Origin of the sequence: Streptacidiphilus sp. EB103A (genome assembly GCF_041261405.1) — a bacterium.
Classification (GTDB): Bacteria; Actinomycetota; Actinomycetes; order Streptomycetales; family Streptomycetaceae; genus Streptacidiphilus.
This window is the reverse complement of record NZ_JBGCAQ010000005.1, coordinates 77,557-98,394: the sequence shown is the minus strand read 5'-3', so window position 1 is coordinate 98,394 and position 20,838 is coordinate 77,557. Positions and strand designations below refer to the sequence as shown.

The window sequence follows — 20,838 nt, the reverse complement described above, 5'->3', positions numbered from 1 at the left end:
GTCCGCACGCCCCGGCAGTCGGACCCCGCCCGAGGCGTCAGACGACAGCATGGCCGAAAGCCCGCCCGGGACGGAAGAGCCGCCTGGGGCCTGGCACATGATTGACAGCTAATCAGATTCCCCCGGGCAAGTCCCGTCGCCGCTCGGGACGACACCGCAATACCCGCCCATGCGACCGTGGCCGACCGGCCCCGATGCGCATTACTCTTCGGTAATGGCCACCGCTGACGCCTTCTACCTTCCCGGCGCGGAGGGACGGTTCACCCCGACCGCGCTGACCCGCGGCCCCTGGAGCCCCGACGCCCAGCACGCGGGCCCGCCCGCCGCCCTGCTGGGACGCGCCTCGGAGCGGTTCGCCGCCGAGCATCGGCCCGGCGCCAGGGTGGTCCGGATGACCTTCGAGATCCTGCGCCCGGTCCCCCTCGCGGAGGTGGCGGTGGCGGTCCGGGCCGCCGAGTCGGGCCGCAGCGTCGGACGGGTCGAGGCCGAGCTCCGCCTCGCCGACGGCCGGGTGGCCATGCGCGCCACCGCGCTGCTGATGCGCGCCGAGGAGGGCTCGGCCCCCGGGGTCGACCAGCCGCTCCCCTGCCCGGGTCCGCAGGAGGCCTCCGAGAGCACCTTCCCGGTCCCCTGGGACGAGGGGTACCACACCGCCGTGGAGTTCCGGTTCGTCGCCGGCGCCTTCACCGAGCGCGGCCCGGCCACCTGCTGGTTCCGTCCCCGCTACCCGCTGGTGGCGGACGAGGACACCTCCGGCCTGTGCCGCACCCTGATCGCCGCCGACTCCGGCAACGGCATCTCCGGCGAGCTCGACATGACCAGGTACCGCTACACCAACGCCGATCTGACGGTGCATCTGCGCCGCCCGCCGGTGGGCGACTGGGTCGGCCTCAGCTCCCGGACCACCGTCGACCCGGCCGGAATCGGGCTGGCGGACACCCTCCTGCTGGACGAGAAGTCCACCATCGGCCGCGCCGCCCAGACCCTCTTCGTGACCCCGGCCCCGACCGCGCCGTCGACCTGAGCGGCCCGAGGCGGTCGGGTCGCGCTACGACTCGACCATGAGGCCGAGCATCATGCCCTCGTCCTCGTGCGGGGCTATGTGGCAGTGGAGCATGTACATATAGGTCGTGTCGTAGTAGTCGGTGAACTCCATGGCGATCTTCACCACCGAGCCGCCGGTGACCTCCACGATGTCCTTCCAGCCCAGGTAGGCGCCGGTGGGGGCGGTCCCGTTGACGGAGATGATCTGGAACGGGACGTCGTGCAGGTGGAAGGAGTGCTCCAGCTGCGTCGTGTTGTTGATCGTCCAGATCTCCTTGGAGCCCACGGTGGTGGTGATCATGTTGGACGTCATCGCGGAGAGGGTGGTGCCGGCGACGCCGTTGATCTCCATGGTGGTGCCGCTGGCCTGGAGATTGATGGTGCGTGCGGTGAACGACGACGTGTCGTAGCGGGTGATGGTGTTGAGCGCGGTCGGGAGGGTGACCGGGGTGTCGGTGGCGCTCGGGGTGATGGTCAGGAAGTCGTAGGTGCCGCTGCCGCCCTTGACCCAGCCGGTGGTGATGACGGCCTGCAGGGTGACGGCGGCGGTCAGCTCCATGTACACCTCGGCGCGTTCACCGGCCACCAGGCGGATCGAGGTGACGTCCTCGGAGGCGTTCAGGTAGCCCTGCTCGGTGGCGATCTGGGTCATCGTGCCGCCGTCGGTGCGGCTGACGGTGATGATGTCGGCCAGCGAGGCGTTGAGGAACCGCACCCGCGTCCGCTTCTTGGTGGCGGTGAAGGTGAGCGTGGTGGCGTCCACGTTGGTGCCGTTGCAGATCACCGGGAACTCCAGGCTGCTGCTGCTGTTGTAGCCGGAGAGGTTGTACTTGATGTCGCCGCTGGAGTCCACGGCGAGGCACTGCAGGATGATCGGGATGTCGTCCACGCCGTAGTCGCTGGGCAGGTCGGCGCTGGCGGTGCTGGAGTCCGACACGATGATCATGCCCGCCAGGCCCTTGGCGATCTGCTCGGCCGTGGTGCCGAGGGCGTGCGGGTGGTACCAGAGGGTCGCCGCCTCCTGGTTGACGGTGAACGCCGGCGACCAGGTGCTGCCGCTGGCGAAGGCGAGTTGGGGGCCGCCGTCGTACTTGGCCGGGACGTGGGCGCCGTGGAAGTGGACGGTGCTCTCCGCGCCGAGGTTGTTGGTGATGTTCAGCTGGACGGATTCCCCGTTGGTCCACTGCATGGTGGGGCCGAGGTACGACCCGTTGAAGCCGTAGGTGCTGCTGCTGGTGCCGGCGAGCACGTCGTGGGTCCCGGTCTCCATGTCCAGCGCGTAGACCGAGACGCCGCTGGTGACGGTGGGCGACAGCAGCGTGGGGATGCTCAGCGCGGCGGTGGCGTTGGTGGAGGTGGTGGTCGCGGCACCGGCGGGATTGCTGTCGTTCAGGGCCATCCCGAAGACGGTGCCGCCCGCGAGGGCGGCTCCTAAGCCGGCGGTGCGGGTGAAGAACGAACGGCGACTGACGGAGTGCTTGGGTGTGTTGGTCATGCCAAGTGATGGTTGGTACCGGACATGTTGACACCATGTCATATACCTGTCTGTGACATAAGTCTAACGAAGTGTCAGGTGTAACCTCCCGTTGCCGGTGAGACTGGGCTACCTATCCCGCTCCGTCTGCCACTTGCGCTCGAACCAGCGCTCGAGCGCCACCTCCAGCAGGGAGTCCTTCCCGTGCCGGTCGTCGAAGTCACCGAACCCGCCGAAGACCGCGCCTCCGCAGAGCCCCAGCAGGAGGAGCCACAGCAGCGCCCCCACCACATAGTCCGACGTGCTCAGTACGTAGGTCAGGGCGTAGTGGACCATGACGGCGGTCGAGTATCCGAAGCCGATCCACGCGAGCGGCCGGAGGCCGAAGTTCCCGAAGAGCTGGCGCAGCGTGCCGTTCCCCAGCAGGAACCAGAGCAGCAGCCCCAGCCCGGTCCAGGCCAGCACGGCGGTGTTTGTCAGGACGCCCTCGGTGGGCGGGTCGAATCCGTCGCCCTGGCCGGCCACGGTGATCCAGACCACCGCGCCCCGCCAGGTGTCCAGGTCAGCGCGCTCCCCGGCCCTGGCCACGTTGTAGACGGAGGCGACGACCTCCCTGGTCTCCGTCGCGCCCGACGCCCGCCGGTACGTCACCTGGTAGTGGGTGTGCTTGCTCGTCCCCGATTCATCGCTGGTCGTCTCCACATAGGAGTGCCGGCCAGTCACCGTGCCCGTCTCCCGGGCGACGCAACCGTGGGCGGCGGAGGCAGGCGTCGGCACGCCTCCGGAGCACAGGTACGCATGGCGGTACGCCATGGTGTCCTGGTAGGGCCCCACCGACCACAGCACCGCGCAGACAATCGCGGCGACGCCGCCCACCAGCGCCCCCACCCGAACGATCACGATCCAACGCATGCGCGCCCTCCCCCTCCGCCCAGGATGCCCATGACGACCCAACGGGAATCATGACCGTCCCCGACTCGGCACCCGCGGCGCACGGGCGGCCCGCGGGTCGTGGAGAATGGACCGGTCCTCCGCCTCCGAGCCAGCAGGGAACCACGGCGCCATGAGCACGCTCACCGTCACCACGGCCAACGTCAACGGCCTGCGTGCCGCCACCGGCAAGGGCTACGTCGAGTGGCTGGCCGCGACCAGGGCCGACGTGATCTGCCTGCAGGAGGTCCGGGCCGAACCCGCGCAGCTCGCCGAGCACGTCCGTGAGCCGGAGGGCTGGCATGTGCTGTGGGCGCCCTCATCGGCCAAGGGCCGGGCCGGTGTCGCGGTGCTCTCCCGTGCCGAGCCGCAGGACCGCCGCATCGGATTCGGCTCCGCCGAGTTCGACGCGACCGGCCGCTACGCCGAGATCGACCTCCCCGGTCTCACCGTCGCCAGCCTCTACCTCCCCTCCGGCGAGGTGGGCACCCCGCGCCAGGAGGAGAAGGAGCGCTTCCAGGTCGAGTTCCTGGACCACCTCCAGTCCCTCCGCGAACGCGCCGCAGCGGCCGGCCGCGAGGTCCTGGTCTGCGGCGACTGGAACATCGCGCACCATGAGGCCGACCTGAAGAACTGGAGGACCAACCGGAAGAACTCCGGTTTCCTCCCCGAGGAGCGCGCCTGGATGACCCGCGTCATCGACGAGGCCGGCTACGTCGACACCGTCCGCCGCCTCCACCCGGACGTCGACGGCCCGTACTCCTGGTGGTCCTACCGCGGCCGCGCCTTCGACAACGACGCGGGCTGGCGGATCGACTACCAGATGGCCACCCCGGGCCTCGCCGAAAAAGCCATGTCGGCGGTGGTCGAGCGGGCTGCCACCCACCCGGAGCGCTGGTCCGACCACGCACCGGTGACCGTCACCTTCGACATCTGACAACGCCTCCCGAGCCGGGCGACTGCGTCCGGACCGCCCGGGGCGGAACGCGGTCGCGGGTCGCGGACGGGAGCAGAACGGCGAAGGTGGCGCCCTTCCCCGGGCGACTGGTGGCGGAGATCGTGCCGCCGTGGTTCTCCACGATGGTGCTGACCAGAGCCAGGCCCAGGCCGAACCGGTGTCCACTCCCCTGCGTCCCGCGCGCCAGCCGCTCGAAGATCCGCCCTCGGTCCGCCGGATCGAAGCCGACACCGTCGTCCGCGACGGTGAGTTCAACGGTGTGGCCGCGGTCGATGACCTCCAGGACCACCTGCACCCGACCGCCCGGCGGGGTGTGGCCCAGCGCGTTGTCCACCAGGCTGGAGACCATCCGGCGCAGCGGTGAGGCGATCCCGTGGACCAGAGCGGGCTCGGTCGGCTTCCTGAGTTCGAGCGTGAGCTGCTGCTGTGCCGCGCGGGCCTGCTCGGCCTCGACGACCTCTGCCGCCAGCACGGACAGGTCCAGGCGCTCGTAGCCGGTCGACAGCGGTGTCAGGCTCGCGGACAGCAGCAGGTCGTCCAGGACCTCGGCCAATTGCGCCGAGCCGGCCACGAGCCGCCGCAGTTCCTCCACCGTATCGGCGCCGAGCTCGCCCTGCCTTCGCCGGAGCAGCAGTTGGGCCCGGGTGTGCATCCGGGTGAGCGGGGTGCGCAGCTCGTGACTGGCGTCGGCGACGAACTCCCGTTGCTTGACCAGAGCCCTGCTCAGCGGGGAGATGGCCCGCTCAGCCAGGATCGCCCCGGTGGCCAGGGCGAGTGCGAGTCCCACCAGTTCGGCGATGAGCAGGACGGTCAGCATCTGGCGTCGGTCCGAGCTCTGGTAGCGCTCGTCGAAGACGGCCTGGCGCACTGCTCCGGCACGCTCCTCGGTGATGACGAGGTAGCGCGTCCCGTTGCGGGCGACGTCGTCGGTCTGGGTCGGCCGGCCCTGTGCCACCCGGCGCAGGGCCGGGACCAGCGGGAACCCGGGCGGGTGCTGCACTGGTTGCTCCAGTTGTCCGGCCCGCTGGACGAACAGCCATACGCAGGGGTACGGGCGGTCCGGGCTGCCGTGCTCCAGCGAGTACTCCAACGCACGTCTGATCTCCGCCTGCTGGCGTTCCTCGAAGAGGCAGTAGCTCAGGCAGCCGAGCATCACGACGACGACCGTGATCACTGCGGCAACCTGGGCGGTGAGCCGGATCCGCACGCCGCGCAGCACCCGTTGGTCGGTGTGCGGGGCCGGGATGTTCACAGCGTGCCGATCTGGTAGCCGTAGCCGTGGACGGTGAGCACGGCCTCGCGGCCCAGCTTGCGGCGCAGGTAGTACACGTAAGTGTCCACCAGCGACTCCGCGCTGGTGTCCGCGAAGACCCTCGCGCGCAGGTGGGCCCTTGTATGGACGCTCCGGGGCCGGAGTGCCAGGGCCAGCAGCAGGTCGAACTCACGCGGCGACAGTTGCACCGCGCTGCCGTCGGCCAGTTCGACCTGATGCAGTTCGATGTCGAGACGGCCGGCGCCGATCGGCAGTTGCTGGGCCTCCTCCAGGAACCGTCGCGTCAGCGCCCTTACCCGCGCCACCAGCTCGTCGACGTGAAAGGGCTTCACCAGGTAGTCGTCGGCGCCGCTGTTTAGGCCGCGTACCCGCTCGTAGTGGTCGCCCAGGGCGGTGAGGATCAGGACTCTCGCGGTCACGGCCTTCCGCCGGAGCCGCATGAGTAACTCCAGGCCGTCGATGCCGGGCAGTCGGCGGTCGACCACCATCACCTGGTAGCTGCGGCTCAGCCCGAGATGGAGTCCCCGCTGTCCGTCGGCGGCCAGGTCCACCGCGTATCCCTCGTCGGCGAACAGTCCGCTGAGCATGGGGCCGAGTTCGCTGTCGTCTTCGACTATCAGCAGTTTCGGCACACTTGGGGTTGAAGTGGACTCGGTCACTGTGCCGATTCTGGCATGGACATGGGGGTCGTGGGAGGGTCGGCTCAGGCACCGGGGACCTCACCTGGTGTTCAAAGGCGCCTCCGCAGCCTGGTGTTCGGCGTCCTCTGGAACCTGGCTCGCCGCGCGCCGGTCCAGCAGGGCCAGTACCGGAGCGGTCATCACCGTGGTGACCAGGGCCACCAGGACCAGGGCGGTGAACAGCCGGCGGTTGACGATTCCGGCCTGGAGTCCGACGTTCAAGGCGATCAGTTGCATCAGCCCACGGGCGTTCATCAACGTTCCGAGTCGGGCCGCCGTCGCCTGGGACTCCCCCCGGATCCGGGCCGCTGCCCAGCACGCCCCGAACTTCCCGACGACCGCGACGACGACGGCGGCCAGGGAGAACAGCAGCAGCGAAGGGTCGCCGAACAGCCCGAAGCGGGTATTGAGTCCCGAGTAGGTGAAGAACATGGGCAGGAAGAGGACTCGGGTGGTGAACCCGACCGTGTGGACCACGCGCTCGGCCTGCGCGGATGCGGGCATGGCCATGCCGATGCTGAACGCTCCGAACACCGAGTACAGGCCGATCTCGTCAGTGAACCAGGCGGCGGCGAAGAGGACCACGACGGTGAGCACCAGCCGGGTCTCGTCGCCGACTGTCGGATGCACCATCACCTGGGCCAGGAACCGTCGCAGAACCAGCAACACCACGGCGGCGAACAGCACGGCGCCCCCGACGGCCTCGATCACCGGCCAGGAGCGTCCGCTGTGCACGCTGAGCACCGCCGCCAGCAGGCACCAGGCGACCAGGTCGTCCATGGCACCGTTCGCCAGGGCCAGTGACCCGTGGCGGCTGCCTGCCAGGCCGCGTTCAGTGATGATGCGGGCCAGCATCGGGAACGCGGTGATCGCCAGTGCCACGCCGACGAACGCCGCCGATACGGCGGAGGAGACGCCGGGGACGAAGATCGCCACCCGCCCGCGGGCGGCGAGGGTGAGGCCGACACCGAGGGCCAGCGGCACCACGATGCCTGCGGCCGAGACCGTGAGCGCCGTGCCGGCGACCCCGCGCGACAGATGCGACTTGAACTCGTGTCCGGCTTGGAACATGAAGGCGACCAGGCCGACCTGCCCGACCACGTAGAGCACCGGCAGCAGTGCCGCCGGGAACAGGGCCGCCTCGGCGCCGGGGGCCAGCAGGCCGAGCAGCGAGGGACCCAGCAGCACCCCCGCGATCATCTCGCCCACCACGGGCGGCTGTCCGGCCCGGGACAGGCCCCGGGGGACAGCGCGGCACACCAGCAGGATGACGACAGCGGCAAGGAAGAACCTGGGCGCGAGTTGGGTCACGGTCACGAGTCGGCCCCCTGTGGCTGCGCGGCGAAGTAGCGTTGGCACAGGCGCTGGCGGCGGGCGTCCCAGACCATGTAACTGCCCAGCAGCAGCTGCACGACACTGCGTCCGAGGCCCTCCCAGCGGTCGCGGACCCTCAGCAGGACCAGCCGGGGGCCGAGCGGGGGCGCGGCGGCGAAGGCGGACTGACGCGGTGTCAGCAGACACGGTCCGCGATTGGGCAGCGATCGGGTGTGGGCGGCGGTCGAGGCCAGGTCGAAGCGGTTCAGCACCTCCCGGGCCGCGACCCGCATGGTCCCGGGGGCGATGCCCCGGGCCGGGCAGGCACGGTTGGCGCTGATCCCGAACGGGATGTGGTTGATCTCCCGGGCCGTGACGCGAAGCCACCGGTCCGGGTCGAACACCTCGCCGTCGGCCAGTCCGGCGTGCTGGTACTCGCTGTAGTTGAACAGCAGTACCGATCCCACCGGGATGACCGCCGCTCCCTCGATCGCGATCTCGGCGGAGGTGATCCGGTGGGCGACCCCGAACAGCGGGTACACCCGCAGCGCCTCGTCGATGACGCGGCCGAGGTAGGCGTCGTCGTCCGCTTCGGACCGCAGCCGCCGCTGGACTTCGGGATGGGTGGCGATCGCCAGCAGCAGGTGCGCCATCGCTTCGGACATCTGCACGACCGCTGTGTTGAAGAACGTCCCCTGGAGGTAGTAGGCCTGTTCCCGGGCGGTGAACGAGGCCGGGAGCGGGCACGGGACCGACCCTGCGGCGACGCGTCGCTCCAAGTAGCGGGTGAGGTCGTCACGGCGGTCCAGATGGCGCAGCCTGGTGCACTTCAACGCGCTGACCACGTCGTCGGCATTGGCCACGATCAGGTCCCTGACCTCGGGCGGGCATGCCTCGGCAAAGACGAGCTCGTAGTAGACCTCGGCCCACAACGGCATCATCAGGTCCCGCAGCCGCACCGCGCGGGTGCCCGTTCGCGCGCCCGGCCGGGTCCAGCCGTCGAACAGGGCGCCGGCCCGGCGGCCGACCAGATCCTCCCAGCCCTTCCGGTCCAGGCCGGTGAGGATCAGCCGGGTGCACCGGGCCACCTCGTCGTAGCGCGGTCCCGGCTCCAGGTGCTCCTGGTGCACTTCGGGCCCGGGCGCGAGCCAGTACCAGAACAGGTCGGACAGCGCCGCCCCGCGGCTGCGCCCGTCCGCCGCGGGGTGTCCGTACACCCGGCGGAACGCCGCGGTGTCGACCAGCGGGCCCGGGACCGGGATGCCCTCGTCACCGTTGACCCAGGCGAAGACCTTCACCCGGAGCGCGACCACGGCCGCCGGCAGCCAGTACGGCAGGGTGACCAGGACGGCCAGGGCAGCGAGCGCCCACCACAGCCCGGTCATCGCAGCCCCGGGAACGCCGGGCGGACCAGGTCGCGCGGCAGGTCGTCCACGCCGGTCGCCCCGCACAGCGCGATCGTGTGGTCCAGTTCGGCACGGAGCAGTTCCAGGACCGCCCGTACCCCGTTCTCCCCGTCGGCGGCCAGACCCCAGACCACCGGCCTGCCGATACCGACCGCCGCGGCGCCCAGGGCCAGCGCCTTGACGATGTCGGTGCCGCGGCGCACGCCGCCGTCCAGCAGCACCGGGACGCGTCCGGCGACGGCGTCCAGGATCTCCGGGAGCAGGTCCACCGTCGCCGGGACCGTGTCCAGTTGGCGTCCGCCGTGGTTGGACAGCAGCAGCCCGTCGACACCGTGCTCCACGGCCAGGCGCGCGTCCTCCGGGTGCAGGACGCCCTTGAGCAGGACCGGTAGGCGGGTACTGTCGCGGAGCCGGTCCAGGTGTTCCCAGGAGAGCTCGGCGGACATGGCGATCTGCCGCACGCTGCCCGGTTCGCCGCCGCGCAGGTTCCGCAGGTTCTCGCAGGCCATGCCGGCAGGCAGGTCGTCGAAGCCGTTGCGCTTGTTCCGCTCGTGCAGGCCGAGGACGGGTGAGTCGACGGTCACCACCAGCGCGGCGCACCCGGCTGCGGTGGCCCGTTCCACCAGTGCCTCGGTGACGTCGGGGTCCGGCTGGAGGTACAGCTGGAACCACAGGGCGGGCGGGCGTTCGGTGGCGACCGTCCGCGCGGCCGCTGCGATGTCCTCCACCGCCACGGTGCTGGCCATGCTCACCGTCATCACCACGCCCGCCGCGGCGGCGGCCCTCGCGGTCGCCAACTCCCCCTCCGGGTGGGCGAGTCGGTGGAAGGCGGTCGGGGAGAGCAGCAGCGGCATGCTCATCGGACAGTCGAACAGGGTGCGGTCGAGTTCCCGCTTGTCCCGGCCGCGCAGAATCCGGGGCAGCAGGTTCAACCGTCCGAACGCCTCGCGGTTGGCCCGCAGGGTGATCTCGTCACGGGCCCCGCCGGCGACATAGTCGTAGTACACCGGATCGAGTGCCTCGCGGGCGGCGTCCTCGTAGTCTGCGGTGGTCAACATCATCCGCGGCCGCATCAGCGCGCCTCCGCCCGGGTCCCGCCGAGCGCGCGGACGGAACGGGCGAAGAAGTCCACCAGCGGACGCACATGGACGTCCGGCCGGTCCCACTCGTTCTCCAGGTTCTCCGCCATGTGGTGGGTGCTCTGCAGGACGCCGGCCCGGTAGTGGCGGACCACCGGGTGCAGGTACGCGGCGTCGTGGGCGACCCCCGGCTGGTTCTGCGCCACCCGGGAGACGGTGATGTCGAAGGGGTCGACCTTGTCGTGGTCCGGCCCGTACTCCAGCGTCACCGTGATCGCGTCACCGGCGCCGTCGGTGGCCCGGAACGCCGAGTCGTGGGCGAAGCCGACCGGCACCTCCTCGTAGTAGCGGGCCGGTCCGTCCGGGCCGACCGTGACGAGATCGGCCAGGACGCCGAACTGCTGCCACAGCGCCGAGGTCCGGTTCACCCGCTCGACCACGGCCGCCGCCAGCGCCTCGGCCGACAGGGTCAGCTCCCGCCGGGGCCAGGGCCGGTCGTGGTGGCGCTGTTCGAGGATCCGGTGCAGTGCCCGGGTGCCGTAGCGGAATCCGTGGATGAAACCGCTGGTGGACTTCTTGAAGTCGCGCTGCTGGGTCAGTGTTCCGGCAAAGTACAGGCCGGGGACGTTCACCGACTCGTACGCGGCGGTCATCTCCGGGAAGCGGTCGTTGATCACGGTGCGCGGCCGGTCCGGCTCGACGAAGACCGAGGCGTCGAAACGGAAGCCTGTGCAGACGATGACCCGGTCGTAGCGCAGTTCCTTGACCACCTCATCGGCACGGGAGAAGGCGAAACGCACCGTGTAGCCGTCGTCGCGCCGATCGATGGCCAGGACCGATCCGTCCAGGACCGCGTTCTGCGACTTCAGCTGATAGGTGTCCAGGAAGTTGTTGTTCACGGCCCGCAGATGTCCGACGAAGTGGCTCTGCCAGGCGAGCCGCAGCGCGTGCGGTCCGGCGACATGGATCACCGCCGCGGTCTCCATCAGGTTGTCGGCGGTCTCCAGCGCCGAATTGCCCTTGCCGATGATCAGCACCCTCTGATCAGTGAAGTCCTTGGGCTCCACCGAGACGGACGCGTAGTGCTCCGCGGTCTCCACCCCTGGTATCGGCGGGACGTGGGGCAGGCTGACACCGCTGGCCACCACGACGCGACGGGCCCGGTACACCCGGCCCGCGTCGTCGGTGACCGCAAAGCCCCCCTCACGGCCCCCGTCACGACGGACCTCGGTGACCCTGGTGCCGTAGCGGACCTGAAGGCCGAACGCCGCGGCGAAGTCGGCCAGATAGCGGACCAGGTCCTCGGCCTCGGGGAAGTAGCGCTCGCTGTAACGGGTGAACCGCAGCGCGGGGTCCGGGGACAGCAGCGAGTTCCAGTCCATCCGGAGGTTGAACTCCGGGTCGGTGCTGCCGGTGTGGACCTTGTTGATCGAGATGAGACGGCGATGCCGCGGATAGGTCGCGAAGAAGCTCCCCGGCGCACTGCCCTGTTCGAGGATCAGGTAGTCGCGTCCCTGCTCCCCGAGCAGTTGGCCCAATTGCAGCCCCGCCGGGCCGGCACCGATCACCAGGCAGTCAAGAGTGCGTTCGACCACATCGGCCTCCGTCGTCACAGCCGTCTCCAACCCGATGGGGTGAATGGTCGTTGCCCGATCTCAGAAGGACCTCAGAGTCCGTGCCCTGACAGGTCGCGTGGTCGAGCGGGCCGAGGCGGCGCGGGCCCGTTTCGGTGCTCCGGATGGCGTCCGCGGTGCAGCGAGGGGAGAGTGGTCCAGGGGACGTGCTACCCGCCCGGGCGCCCGCCTGAGCCAGTCCACCACCGGGAGATGACACATGTCTGAAGTCACTGCTCCGTACGAGCCCGGTACGCCGTGCTGGATCGACCTGATGGCCCCGGACCAGCAGGCCGCGCTCGACTTCTACCGGGACCTGTTCGGCTGGCAGGGCGAGATCGGCTCCGAGGAGTTCGGCGGCTACTCGGTCTGCACGCTCAGGGGCAAGTCGGTCGCCGGCATCATGAAGTCGATGTCCATGGGCGACCAGCCTCCGCCGCCCACCGTCTGGACCACCTACTTCGCCAGCGCGGACGCCGACGCCACCCAGGCCGCGATCACCGCGAACGGCGGCGCCGTGATCGCCCCGGTCATGGACGTGGGCCAGATCGGCCGGATGCTGATCGCCGCGGACCCGCAGGGCGCGGTGTTCGGGGTGTGGCAGCCACTGGAGTTCCCCGGGGCCCAGATCGTCAACGAGCCCGGCGCACTGGTCTGGAACCAGCTCAGCACCACGGACCCCGAGGCCGCGGGGACCTTCTACCAGGCCGCGCTCGGCCTGGAGGCCGGTCCGATGCCGGAGATGCCGGAATTCACCGGGCTCATGGTCAAGGGCCGCGTCATCGGCGGCGTGCAGGGCATGGAGAACCTGCCGCCCGGGGTTCCGCCGCACTGGCTGGTCAACTTCGCCGTGGACGACACCGACAGCACCGTCGACGCACTGGTGCGGGCCGGCGGCTCGGTGATGGCGCCCGCGTTCGACATGGAGAAGGTCGGCCGGATGGCCGTCCTCCAGGACCCGCAGGGCGCCACCTTCGCCGTGGTCGCACTGAGCGCACCCGCGGCCCCCTGACCCCTGCCGCTATCGGGCCCGTTGGCGTCGGGTGGAGGCCGTGAGCCAGAGGTTCGCGGCCTCCACCCGGCAGTGGACCTGGAGTTTCGCGTAGGCGTGCTCCAGGTGCTTGTCCACGGTGCGGGCGGAGACGTCCAGGCAGTGGGCGATCTGCTGGTCCGTCATGCCGCGGGCGAGCAGGTCCAGGACCGCGGACTCACGAGCGGTGACTCCGGCGGGGGTCGGCACGCAGGGGGCGAGCCGGTCCAGCGCGTGGCTCAGCCGGATCCGCAACAGTTCCGAGGCCGCCACGTCGGCCTGGGTGAAGTCGCTGCCGCTGCGGTTCACGACCAGGCAGACGCTGCGCCGACCGGTGCGCGCGTACCCGGCCGGACACGCCATGGCGAGCTGGTACTCGGCTCCGACCGGCCGCAGCACCTCGGCGTAGGTGGCGAGTCCGTGGTATTCGGTGCGCGTCTGCAGGTCCGACCGGCGCAGCGGAACCGCGCTGGCGATGTCGCAGTGACGGAAAAGCGGGTCGGCCGGTGCGTGCCGGAAGAAGGTGCGCACGGCATCGGGGCCGAAGAGGTCGGTCGGTGTGCTGAGCGGCTGACGACCGGCAGCGGTGCGCAGCGACCAGATCAGGCTGTCCCCCGGAACCGCCTGGAGCAGCATCGGGAGGAGCGCTGGGAGCAGCGTCTCCTCGTCGACGGCATCGAGCAGGAGGTCGATCACGGCCAGGATGCGCCGTAGTCCGGCTTCCCCGGACGGAGTCACTCTTGGAGCGTGCTCCGCCCGGGGCGCCTGGTCAAATCGGGGCTGTGGTGTCCACCGGTGTTCTACCGGCTGGCGGCGTACACCCGGTTGACGGGGCTCTCGGCGGCGAGCTTCCAGTGGTGCAGGCCGGCGCCGTCCGCCAGGTCGCGCATGGCGGCCTCGCCGGCGTGGTTGCCCAGCGTCTGCGGTCCGTGCTGGGCCAGCGCGGAGGGCAGGCAGACGGCGACCGAGGCGGAGACCACCGCGCGGCCGATGGGGTTGATGTTCTCCGTCACGTCCGCCGAGACGTTGGGCTCGACGATCATGCAGCTGCCGTCCTCGGCCAGGGCCTGCTGGGCGTGGGCCAGTGCCCGGCCCGGGTCGCCCATGTCGTGCAGGCAGTCGAAGAAGGTGACCAGGTCGTAGCCGTCGCCGGGGAAGTCCTGGGCGGTGGCCACGTCGAAGCTGACCCGGTCGGCCAGTCCCTGCTCCTGGGCGATCTGCCTGGCGGCGTCGATCGAGGGCTGGTGGAAGTCGAAGCCGTGGAAGTGCGACTTGGGGTAGGCCTGCGCCATCAGCATGGTCGAGTAGCCGAATCCGCAGCCGATGTCGGCGACCTCTCCCCCGCGCTCCAGCTTGGCGGTCGTCCCGTTCATCGCGGGCAGCCACTCGGAGACCAGGGCGCCGGTGTAGCCCGGGCGGAAGAACTTGGCGGTGCCCGCGAACAGCGCGGCGCTGTGCTCCTCCCAGCCCACCCCCTCACCGGTGCGGAAGGCCTCCATCAGCGCGTCCTCGCTGCCGTACAGCGCCTGCATCATGGTGAGGAACCCGGCGGCGTAGGTGGGCGCGCTCGGGTCCGCGAGCACGGCGGCGTGCTCGTCCGGCAGCAGGTAGCCGTCCCGGTCGCCGTCGTAGACCACGTACTCGCCCGCGACCTGGGCGGCCAGCCACTCCCTGACGTAGCGCTCGGTGAGCCCGGTCTTCTCCGCGAGCTGAGCGGACGTGAGCGGACCTGCGCCGGCCATGGCCGTGTACAGGCCCAGCCGGTCGCCGAGCGAGGTGCACAGTCCGGCGACCGCTGCCCCGGCGTCCGTCACCACGCGGCCCAGGAACTCCATGACCTTGTCCTCGTCCATGGCTGAGGCCATGGCAACCACCTCCTCGGTGCGGTACCTGCCAGTCCATCAGGCCTGGCGTCGCCCGGCGATACGGGATTCTCCGTATGGCCGCGACGGGTGTGCGGCATGAACGCGCTCTTGTTTCGGCTGCAGGGTGAGGATCGCGGTGACCGCCGAGACCACGCGGGCGTCGACCTCCTCCGGGTTCCCCGACGGGAGCTTGCCGTCCAGGTGCAGGAACGCCAGGCCGTGGACCAGCGACCAGCCCGCTGTGGCCAGGGCCTCGGCGTCGGCTCCCGGGAACGCCTCGTTCACGCAGGCCAGCACGTATGTGCGGAGCTCCGCTGCGGCGACGGTCCGGGCGTCCTCGGTGTCGGAGCAGGGGTCGCCGAACATCAGCCGGAAGAGTACCGGCCGGTCCAGGGCGAACCGGACGTAGCCGACGGCGAGCAGCGCGAATTCCTCCGGGGTGACCGGCAGCGCGTCCGCGGCGCCCAGGAGGCGCTGCTTGAGGTCGGCGAAGCCGGCCGCCGCGAGTTCGGACTCCAGCGCCTCCTTGTCCGCGAAGTGCCGGTACGGCGCGGCCGGTGAGACGCCGGCCCGGCGGGCGACCGCGCGCAGCGACAGGCTGCCGCCGTCCTCCTCCAGCAGGTCCATGGCGGCGCCCAGCAGGGCTGCGCGCAGATCACCGTGGTGGTAGCGGGGCTTCTCCGGAGTCGACACGGTCGGCATTCTCCTCGTACGGCGAAGTAAGCATTGTATACATCGGGAGCGGGTGGACCGGGACTTCGAGGTCGACCAGCGGGGCGTACTGCTGGCCGCCGTAGCTGTCCGAGTCGTGGATGTCGCCCTGGCGCACGGGGCGGGGCAGCGAGACCTTGACGGCCTGGGCGCGGTCGTGATGGACCACCAGGACCTGGTCGGGGTCGGCGCCGTAGAGGTCGGCGAAGAGCTGGGGGGTGAGCAGTCCGGAGGCCCGCAGCGTCCGGTAGCTCTGCTGGTCGCGGCACATGAAGTCGAAGGTCAGGACGAAGGGGCCGGCGTTCTTGGAGCGGATCAGGGAGCACAGGTCGAGCAGGGTGGTCACGGCTTCACCTCGTGGTGGACGGCCCGGAACATCTCGTAGGGAGTGCTGGGCACGACGACGTGGTTCAGGGTGAACCGGTAGACGGGGCCGCGGTCGGTCTCGGGGGGCGAGAAGGGGAAGGCGACGGTGCTGGCCAGCCCCTCGTACTGGGGTATCGGCAGGTGCGAGCTGGAGTGGGCGACGAAGGTCGCCACCGCGTGGGCGAGGGCCTGGGTGGGGGCGGTGATCGTGATCAGGACGCCGAGTTCGTGGGCGGTCCGGTCGCGGGCCGGGTCCAGCGGGCCGAGGACGGCGTGCTGCCCGTAGAGGCGGTAGTCGATGTCGATGTCGTCTGGGTCGACCCCGCCGTCGAAGATGTCGCTGATCTTGGCGCGGAAGTACCCCTGGGCCATGGGCAGCAGCGTGGGGAGCTGTTCGATCACGACGCGGTCGCGGATCCCGCCGACCGCGATGGTCTGGTACCCGACGAGCCGGGAGCCCTCAAGTTTGATCGTGTAGGCGTCGCTGGGGCGGTAGCGGGCTCCGGCGACTCGTACCCGTCGTTCGTCCAGGGCGGTGTAGGTGGCGTCGGTGGTGTCCAGAACGCCGGAGGGTTCGGTGATCAGGTAGGGGTTGGCGTTCTCGTACAGGGTGTGGGCGGCCACCGAGTGCGGGGTCAGCCGGGCGGCGGGGTCCAGGGGTTCGACGTCGAAGCAGTCCTCGCGCAGGTGGACGAAGAGACCGTCGGCGCTGGGCGGGATCGCGCACGCGGCCCCGCACTCGATGGTCTTGGCCGCGTGCCAGGTCAGTCCCGGGTCGGCGCCCATGGCGTGCGGCAGTGCGGCGAACAGGGCGGTGTCGCTGGCGCGGCCGGCCAGGACCACGTCGGCGCCTTCGCGCAGGGCCTGCTGGATGGGTTCGACGCCCATCATGCCGACGACGTGACTGTCGGTCAGAGTGTCGCGGTCGATCGGGGGCGCGGGGTCCAGCGGACGGATGCGGCCCTGCTCGTAGCGCTTGGTGAGGTAGGCGGGGTCCTGGTCGGCGTAGATGAGGGCGAGCCTGAACGACAGACCCTCCTGCGTCGCAATGTCACGGGCGATACCGGCGACCAGGTCGACGCCGGCGTCGCGGCCGCTGGTGCCGCAGGAGCCGATGATCAGTGGCACGCCCAGGGTGTCGCGGGCCTTGAGGAGCAGGCGGAGGTCGCGGGTCACGGCTTCGCGGGAGAGCTTCGGTACACCACTGCCCAGGTGGTAGGGGCCGCTGTCGGTGGAGCCGGCGTCGCAGGCGATGACGTGCGGAAGCATGGCCACTCCGCGTTCCAGGGACTCGCGGCGGAAGCCTGCGCCCAGGGCGCCGGTGGGCGCCAGGATCCTGATCTCCATGGGTGTCTTCCCATTCAGTAAATTTGCTATAGCAAAGTGATGGTGAGTAAAGCTCGCTGTCGGGTGCGGGTGACTCCTAGGCGTCCCAGCCCACGAGGTCGCCTGCGGCGGAGGCCGCGTGGGTGCGGGCGAGCTCTTCGGCGAGATCGGCGTCGCGCTCGCGCAGCGCGTTCAGGATCTGCCGGTGCTGGCCGTAGCGCTGGACCTGGCCGGGGGTGCTGCCCGCGGTGAGCTGGGCGGAAGCGATCCGCAGCCGCTCGGAGCGGCTGAACGCGCGGACCTGCTCCAGGGTGCGCAGCAGTTGTGCATTGGCGGCCGTGGCCTCCACCGCCGTGTGGAAGTCGCGGACCGCGTTGAAGATCCGTTCGACCGCCCCGGGGTCCAGCTCCCGGCCGGCGTCGCGGTCGGCACGCAGGACGTCGGCGGCGGAGTCGGCGGTGTCGAGCAGCTGCGCCATCCGGTCGAGCTGCTCGGTCGTGGCCTTGCGTGCGGCGAACCCGGCGGCGACGCCCTCCAGGGCGGCTTCGATGGCCGCGCTCTCGGTGCGCTCCTCGGGCGAGACGGTGGCCACCCGCAGCGAGCGCAGGCCGGTGCGCTCGACCAGCTGTTCCTGTTCCAGACGGCGCAGGGCCTCACGGACCGGGGTGGCGCTCACGCCCAGGCTCGCAGCGAGGCCGCGCTCGGTGATCTTCTCACCCCAGGGCAGGTCTCCCTTGACGATGGCCGCCCGAAGCGCCCGGTACGCCTGGTCGGCCAGGGACTGTGAACTGAGTTCGGGAAGCGTCATGGCACCATTTGATATCTGCTACAGCACACTGTCAAACAGCGTGCAGGGCGGCGGTTGATGCGGGCTGTTCGGCCGTGGACGCGGTGTCGGCGGGTACCGGGTCGTCGGTCACCGGGCTGGCGGCCCCCTCGGCCAGGCCGACCCGGACCGTCGAGGCGGCCAGGGGTCGGGTGCTGAGGGCCTGGAGGCGCTGTGGACCCGCCTGGAGCGTGTGCAGGTAGTGGTCGCCGAGGAAGGTCGTGTGGACGACCCGAGCGGGCCATCCCGAGTCGGCGGCGCCCGGGTCGGTCAGGACGCCCGGCTCGGTCAGGCCGCCCGGCTCGGTCAGGCCGCCCGGCTCGGTCAGGACGAGGCCTTCGGGACGCACGGCCACGGTCACGGCCCCGGGCGGCGGTGCGGAGTCCGCCCGGAAGGGAACGCCGCCCGGCAGGCCGGGGACGTCCAGGCGGTAGGCGCCGTCGCCGACGGTGCGGGCGGCGCCGGTCAGGAAGGTGCAGCGGCCCAGGAATTCGGCCACGAAGCGGCTGCCGGGGCGGTGGTAGACCTCCTCGGGGGTGCCGGCCCGCACGATGCGGCCCTGGTTCATCACCAGGATCCGGTCGCTCATGGCCAGGGCCTCGGTCTGGTCGTGGGTGACGAAGACGGTGCTGATGCCGAGGTCGCGCTGCAGCTCCCGGAGCCAGTCGCGGGCGCGTTCGCGCAGCTTGGCGTCCAGGTTGGAGAACGGCTCGTCCAGCAGCAGCGCGCTGGGGCCGTGGGCCAGTGCCCTGGCCAGGGCGACGCGCTGCTGCTGCCCGCCGGAGAGCTCATGGGGATGGGCGTCCGACCGGTGTCCGAGCTCCACCAACTCCAGGACCTCGCGCACCCGTTGCCTGATCTCCTGGCGCGGGGTGCGGCGGATCCTGAGCGCGAAGCCGACGTTCTGAGCCACCGTCAGGTGCGGCCACAGTGCATAGGACTGGAAGACCACTCCCAACTCCCGTTGCTCGGCGGGGATGTTGCGGCGCGTCTTCGCGTCGAAGAACGTGCGGTCGCCGTGGGTGATGGTGCCGGCGTCGGGGGTCTGGAAGCCGGCGATCGACATCAGGGTGGTGGTCTTGCCGCAGCCGCTGGGACCCAGCAGGGTGACGAACTGACCGTCGGAGACGGTGAAGCCGACCTCGTCCAGGACGCGGGTGGTCCCGATCGTGCGGGTGAGCCGGTGTACGGAGATCTCAGGCATGGCGAGCCTTCCTGCGCAGGGTCCACCCCAGGCCCGCCGCGAGGGCGAGGGCGACGAGGAGGACTTGGACGAGGGCCATCGCTGCGACCGGTCCCGGCAGTCCCTTGGACCAGGTCTGCAGCATGGTGGTGCCCAGCAGTTCGGTGCCGGGCTTGGTCAGGAACACCACCGGGTCGTAGTCGCTGACCAGGGTCACGAACATCAGCACCAGGGCGCCGAGCAGGGCCGGGCGCAGCAGCGGCAGGGTGATGCGGCGGGTGGCGGTCCACCAGTTCGCGCCGGAGGCGGCGGCGGCCTTGGACAGTTCGGGGCTGATCCGGGCCAGGGCGGGGGCCAGGACGATGTAGGCGAGGGTCATGTTGCGGACGCACAGGGCGAGGAGTTCGCCCCACAGACTGGTGCGGAGCATGGCCCCGGGCCAGTCCACGATCAGGAACAGCCAGAAGAAGCCGACGCCGAAGACGATGCCGGGGGTGGCCCGGGGGTAGACCAGCAGGGCGGGCAGGGTGCGGCGCAGCCGGAAGCCGGAGTGGTGGGCGATGACAGTGGCCAGGGCGACCAGGGCGACGGTGGCGGCGCTGCCGATGACGCCGACCAGGAGGCTGTCGGTGATCGCGCGGTGCAGGGTGGGGTCGTCCCAGAGCTGTTGCCAGTTGGCGGCGGTCCACAGCCGCCAGGGCGCGACCAGGGTGGTCAGGTCGGTGACCGAGGACATCAGCGCGAGCCCGAGGAGCGGCACCACGGAGGTCAGGGCCACGAAGCCGGTCATGGCGGTGGCGGCCGGCCGGCGCCAGCGGCCCAGCTCCAGGGGGCGGGCGGGGGCGGTGGCACGGGTGCCGGCGGCGTAGCGGGCGGAGTGGCGCAGCAGTCGGCCGCGCAGCACCAGCAGGGTGGAGGCGACCAGCAGCAGCAGGATCGCCCCGGCCGAGACGATGGGCGGGTCCGGGACGGCGCTGTTGTTCCAGGTGTCGTAGAGGTAGCTGGCGATGAAGCCGATGTGCGCGGGGCGGCCCAGGAACAGCGGGATGCCGAGTACTTCCAGGCAGAGCGTGAAGATCAGCATGCCGCTGTCGAGGAGGGCGGTGCGCAGCATCGGCACGGTGACGGTGCGCAGCACGCGCACGGTGCCCCCGCCCGAGGCGCGGACCGCGTCCTCCAGGCTGCCGTCGCCGCTGTCCAGTACGGCTTTGCAGGTGAGGTAGGCGATGGGGAGGGTGACCACGGCGCCCAGGACGGACATGCCGGGCAGTGAGGTGAGGTTCCAGGCGGGCAGGTGCAGGTTCTTGGACCACAGCTGGGTGAGGTAGCCGGCCGGTCCGTACAGCGACTCCCAGCCGACGATCAGTCCGAGCGGGGGTATCAGCAGCGGGGCCAGCAGGGCCGGTCCGAGCCAGCGGCGTCCGGGGAGGTCGGTGCGGGCCACCAGGACGGCGAAGGCGGCGCCGAGGAGCAGGGCCAGCGCGGTGGCCGTCAGTGCGAACACGGCGGTGTTCAGGGCGGCCTGACGGAACGCCGGATCGGCGAACAGCTGCCGGTAGGCGTCGACGCTGAACACGCCTCCGGGCAGGTAGTAGGGCTTGGAGCGCAGCGAGGTGATGACCAGCGGGACGAGCGGTGCCAGGGTCAGCACGGCCACTGCGGCCCAGACGAGGTACTGGCCGGGACCGGTGGGCAGGCGGCGGCGCCGGTCGCGCGGGGCGGCCGGGGCGGCGGCGGGAGCGAAGGAGGTCATGGGGCGC

Annotated in this window: 19 protein-coding genes; 3 read left to right on the top strand and 16 right to left on the bottom strand. The window is 70.8% G+C overall.

Annotation, left to right across the window (positions count from 1 at the left end; translation table 11 throughout):
* Positions 1–214: 214 nt before the first annotated feature.
* A complete protein-coding gene (locus tag ABH941_RS09580; RefSeq protein ID WP_370128232.1) occupies positions 215–1,024 on the top strand; it encodes a thioesterase family protein in 810 nt (269 codons plus the stop codon).
* A gap of 24 nt (positions 1,025–1,048) precedes the next feature.
* Here ABH941_RS09580 and ABH941_RS09575 read toward each other — a convergent pair whose 3' ends face one another.
* Together ABH941_RS09575 and ABH941_RS09570 are read right to left on the bottom strand one after the other, a co-directional pair.
* On the bottom strand, positions 1,049–2,539 hold the full coding sequence (locus ABH941_RS09575) for a multicopper oxidase family protein (protein WP_370128231.1): 1,491 nt from the start codon (positions 2,537–2,539) through the stop codon (positions 1,049–1,051).
* A 108-nt stretch (positions 2,540–2,647) separates the two neighbouring features.
* Positions 2,648–3,430, bottom strand: coding sequence for a hypothetical protein (locus ABH941_RS09570; protein ID WP_370128230.1), 783 nt, complete (start codon positions 3,428–3,430; stop codon positions 2,648–2,650).
* A gap of 151 nt (positions 3,431–3,581) precedes the next feature.
* Here ABH941_RS09570 and ABH941_RS09565 point away from each other — a divergent pair, with 151 nt between their 5' ends.
* Entirely contained in the window at positions 3,582–4,385 is an 804-nt protein-coding gene (locus ABH941_RS09565) for an exodeoxyribonuclease III (RefSeq protein ID WP_370128229.1), read from the top strand.
* Here ABH941_RS09565 and ABH941_RS09560 read toward each other — a convergent pair.
* Genes ABH941_RS09560 through ABH941_RS09535 form a run of 6 tightly spaced genes read right to left on the bottom strand, consistent with a single transcriptional unit; the run spans position 4,369 to position 11,771 of the window.
* Positions 4,369–5,658, bottom strand: coding sequence for a sensor histidine kinase (locus ABH941_RS09560; protein WP_370128228.1), 1,290 nt, complete (start codon positions 5,656–5,658; stop codon positions 4,369–4,371). The two genes, ABH941_RS09565 and ABH941_RS09560, sit on opposite strands and share 17 nt — an antisense overlap.
* The gene (locus ABH941_RS09555) at positions 5,655–6,338 is read right to left on the bottom strand and encodes a response regulator transcription factor (RefSeq protein WP_370128227.1); all 684 of its coding nucleotides are present in this window, start codon (positions 6,336–6,338) and stop codon (positions 5,655–5,657) included. Before ABH941_RS09555 ends, ABH941_RS09560 begins: the two co-directional genes overlap by 4 nt.
* 60 nt (positions 6,339–6,398) lie before the next feature.
* A complete protein-coding gene (locus ABH941_RS09550; RefSeq protein WP_370128226.1) occupies positions 6,399–7,676 on the bottom strand; it encodes a cation:proton antiporter in 1,278 nt (425 codons plus the stop codon).
* Complete coding sequence (locus tag ABH941_RS09545) at positions 7,673–9,058, bottom strand: cytochrome P450 (protein WP_370128225.1); 1,386 nt, start codon at positions 9,056–9,058, stop codon at positions 7,673–7,675. Before ABH941_RS09545 ends, ABH941_RS09550 begins: the two co-directional genes overlap by 4 nt.
* Positions 9,055–10,140 (bottom strand): alpha-hydroxy acid oxidase, encoded by a 1,086-nt coding sequence (locus ABH941_RS09540; RefSeq protein ID WP_370128224.1) that lies wholly within the window; start codon positions 10,138–10,140, stop codon positions 9,055–9,057. Before ABH941_RS09540 ends, ABH941_RS09545 begins: the two co-directional genes overlap by 4 nt.
* A gap of 11 nt (positions 10,141–10,151) precedes the next feature.
* Positions 10,152–11,771, bottom strand: a complete 1,620-nt coding sequence (locus ABH941_RS09535) for an FAD-dependent oxidoreductase (protein ID WP_370128223.1) — start codon at positions 11,769–11,771, stop codon at positions 10,152–10,154.
* Positions 11,772–11,991: 220 nt separating this feature from the next.
* On the opposite strand from ABH941_RS09535, the gene ABH941_RS09530 reads away from it, so the two are divergent.
* Complete coding sequence (locus tag ABH941_RS09530) at positions 11,992–12,783, top strand: VOC family protein (protein WP_370128222.1); 792 nt, start codon at positions 11,992–11,994, stop codon at positions 12,781–12,783.
* A 9-nt stretch (positions 12,784–12,792) separates the two neighbouring features.
* On the opposite strand, the gene ABH941_RS09525 is transcribed toward ABH941_RS09530, so the two are convergent.
* From ABH941_RS09525 to ABH941_RS09490, 8 genes are all read right to left on the bottom strand, one after another.
* Positions 12,793–13,539 carry a response regulator transcription factor gene (locus tag ABH941_RS09525; RefSeq protein ID WP_370128221.1) on the bottom strand — a complete coding sequence of 249 codons (747 nt, stop codon included), beginning with the start codon at positions 13,537–13,539 and terminating at the stop codon, positions 12,793–12,795.
* Between the two features lie 62 nt (positions 13,540–13,601).
* Positions 13,602–14,666 (bottom strand): class I SAM-dependent methyltransferase, encoded by a 1,065-nt coding sequence (locus ABH941_RS09520; protein WP_370128220.1) that lies wholly within the window; start codon positions 14,664–14,666, stop codon positions 13,602–13,604.
* Positions 14,667–14,702: 36 nt separating this feature from the next.
* On the bottom strand, positions 14,703–15,359 hold the full coding sequence (locus ABH941_RS09515; protein ID WP_370128219.1) for a TetR/AcrR family transcriptional regulator: 657 nt from the start codon (positions 15,357–15,359) through the stop codon (positions 14,703–14,705).
* Positions 15,322–15,723: a DUF4387 domain-containing protein gene (locus ABH941_RS09510; protein ID WP_370128218.1), complete on the bottom strand. Its 402-nt coding sequence runs from the start codon at positions 15,721–15,723 to the stop codon at positions 15,322–15,324. The genes ABH941_RS09515 and ABH941_RS09510 overlap by 38 nt, the downstream gene beginning before the upstream one ends.
* The gene (locus ABH941_RS09505; protein ID WP_370128217.1) at positions 15,720–17,090 is read right to left on the bottom strand and encodes an acyclic terpene utilization AtuA family protein; all 1,371 of its coding nucleotides are present in this window, start codon (positions 17,088–17,090) and stop codon (positions 15,720–15,722) included. Before ABH941_RS09505 ends, ABH941_RS09510 begins: the two co-directional genes overlap by 4 nt.
* A 76-nt stretch (positions 17,091–17,166) precedes the next feature.
* Positions 17,167–17,877 carry a GntR family transcriptional regulator gene (locus ABH941_RS09500; protein ID WP_370128216.1) on the bottom strand — a complete coding sequence of 237 codons (711 nt, stop codon included), beginning with the start codon at positions 17,875–17,877 and terminating at the stop codon, positions 17,167–17,169.
* A gap of 31 nt (positions 17,878–17,908) precedes the next feature.
* The gene (locus ABH941_RS09495; RefSeq protein ID WP_370128215.1) at positions 17,909–19,099 is read right to left on the bottom strand and encodes an ABC transporter ATP-binding protein; all 1,191 of its coding nucleotides are present in this window, start codon (positions 19,097–19,099) and stop codon (positions 17,909–17,911) included.
* Positions 19,092–20,831 (bottom strand): ABC transporter permease, encoded by a 1,740-nt coding sequence (locus tag ABH941_RS09490; RefSeq protein ID WP_370128214.1) that lies wholly within the window; start codon positions 20,829–20,831, stop codon positions 19,092–19,094. The genes ABH941_RS09495 and ABH941_RS09490 overlap by 8 nt, the downstream gene beginning before the upstream one ends.
* Between the last annotated feature and the right edge of the window lie 7 nt (positions 20,832–20,838).

Bases quoted from the DNA above. Each gene is read 5' to 3' on its own strand.
- ABH941_RS09500 (WP_370128216.1), bottom strand. From the start codon at position 17,877: ATGACGCTTCCCGAACTCAGTTCACAGTCCCTGGCCGACCAGGCGTAC.
- ABH941_RS09505 (WP_370128217.1), bottom strand. From the start codon at position 17,090: ATGGAGATCAGGATCCTGGCGCCCACCGGCGCCCTGGGCGCAGGCTTC.
- ABH941_RS09495 (WP_370128215.1), bottom strand. From the start codon at position 19,099: ATGCCTGAGATCTCCGTACACCGGCTCACCCGCACGATCGGGACCACC.
- ABH941_RS09580 (WP_370128232.1), top strand. From the start codon at position 215: ATGGCCACCGCTGACGCCTTCTACCTTCCCGGCGCGGAGGGACGGTTC.
- ABH941_RS09565 (WP_370128229.1), top strand. From the start codon at position 3,582: ATGAGCACGCTCACCGTCACCACGGCCAACGTCAACGGCCTGCGTGCC.
- ABH941_RS09520 (WP_370128220.1), bottom strand. From the start codon at position 14,666: ATGGCCTCAGCCATGGACGAGGACAAGGTCATGGAGTTCCTGGGCCGC.
- ABH941_RS09545 (WP_370128225.1), bottom strand. From the start codon at position 9,058: ATGACCGGGCTGTGGTGGGCGCTCGCTGCCCTGGCCGTCCTGGTCACC.
- ABH941_RS09570 (WP_370128230.1), bottom strand. From the start codon at position 3,430: ATGCGTTGGATCGTGATCGTTCGGGTGGGGGCGCTGGTGGGCGGCGTC.
- ABH941_RS09540 (WP_370128224.1), bottom strand. From the start codon at position 10,140: ATGATGTTGACCACCGCAGACTACGAGGACGCCGCCCGCGAGGCACTC.
- ABH941_RS09490 (WP_370128214.1), bottom strand. From the start codon at position 20,831: ATGACCTCCTTCGCTCCCGCCGCCGCCCCGGCCGCCCCGCGCGACCGG.
- ABH941_RS09575 (WP_370128231.1), bottom strand. From the start codon at position 2,539: ATGACCAACACACCCAAGCACTCCGTCAGTCGCCGTTCGTTCTTCACC.
- ABH941_RS09530 (WP_370128222.1), top strand. From the start codon at position 11,992: ATGTCTGAAGTCACTGCTCCGTACGAGCCCGGTACGCCGTGCTGGATC.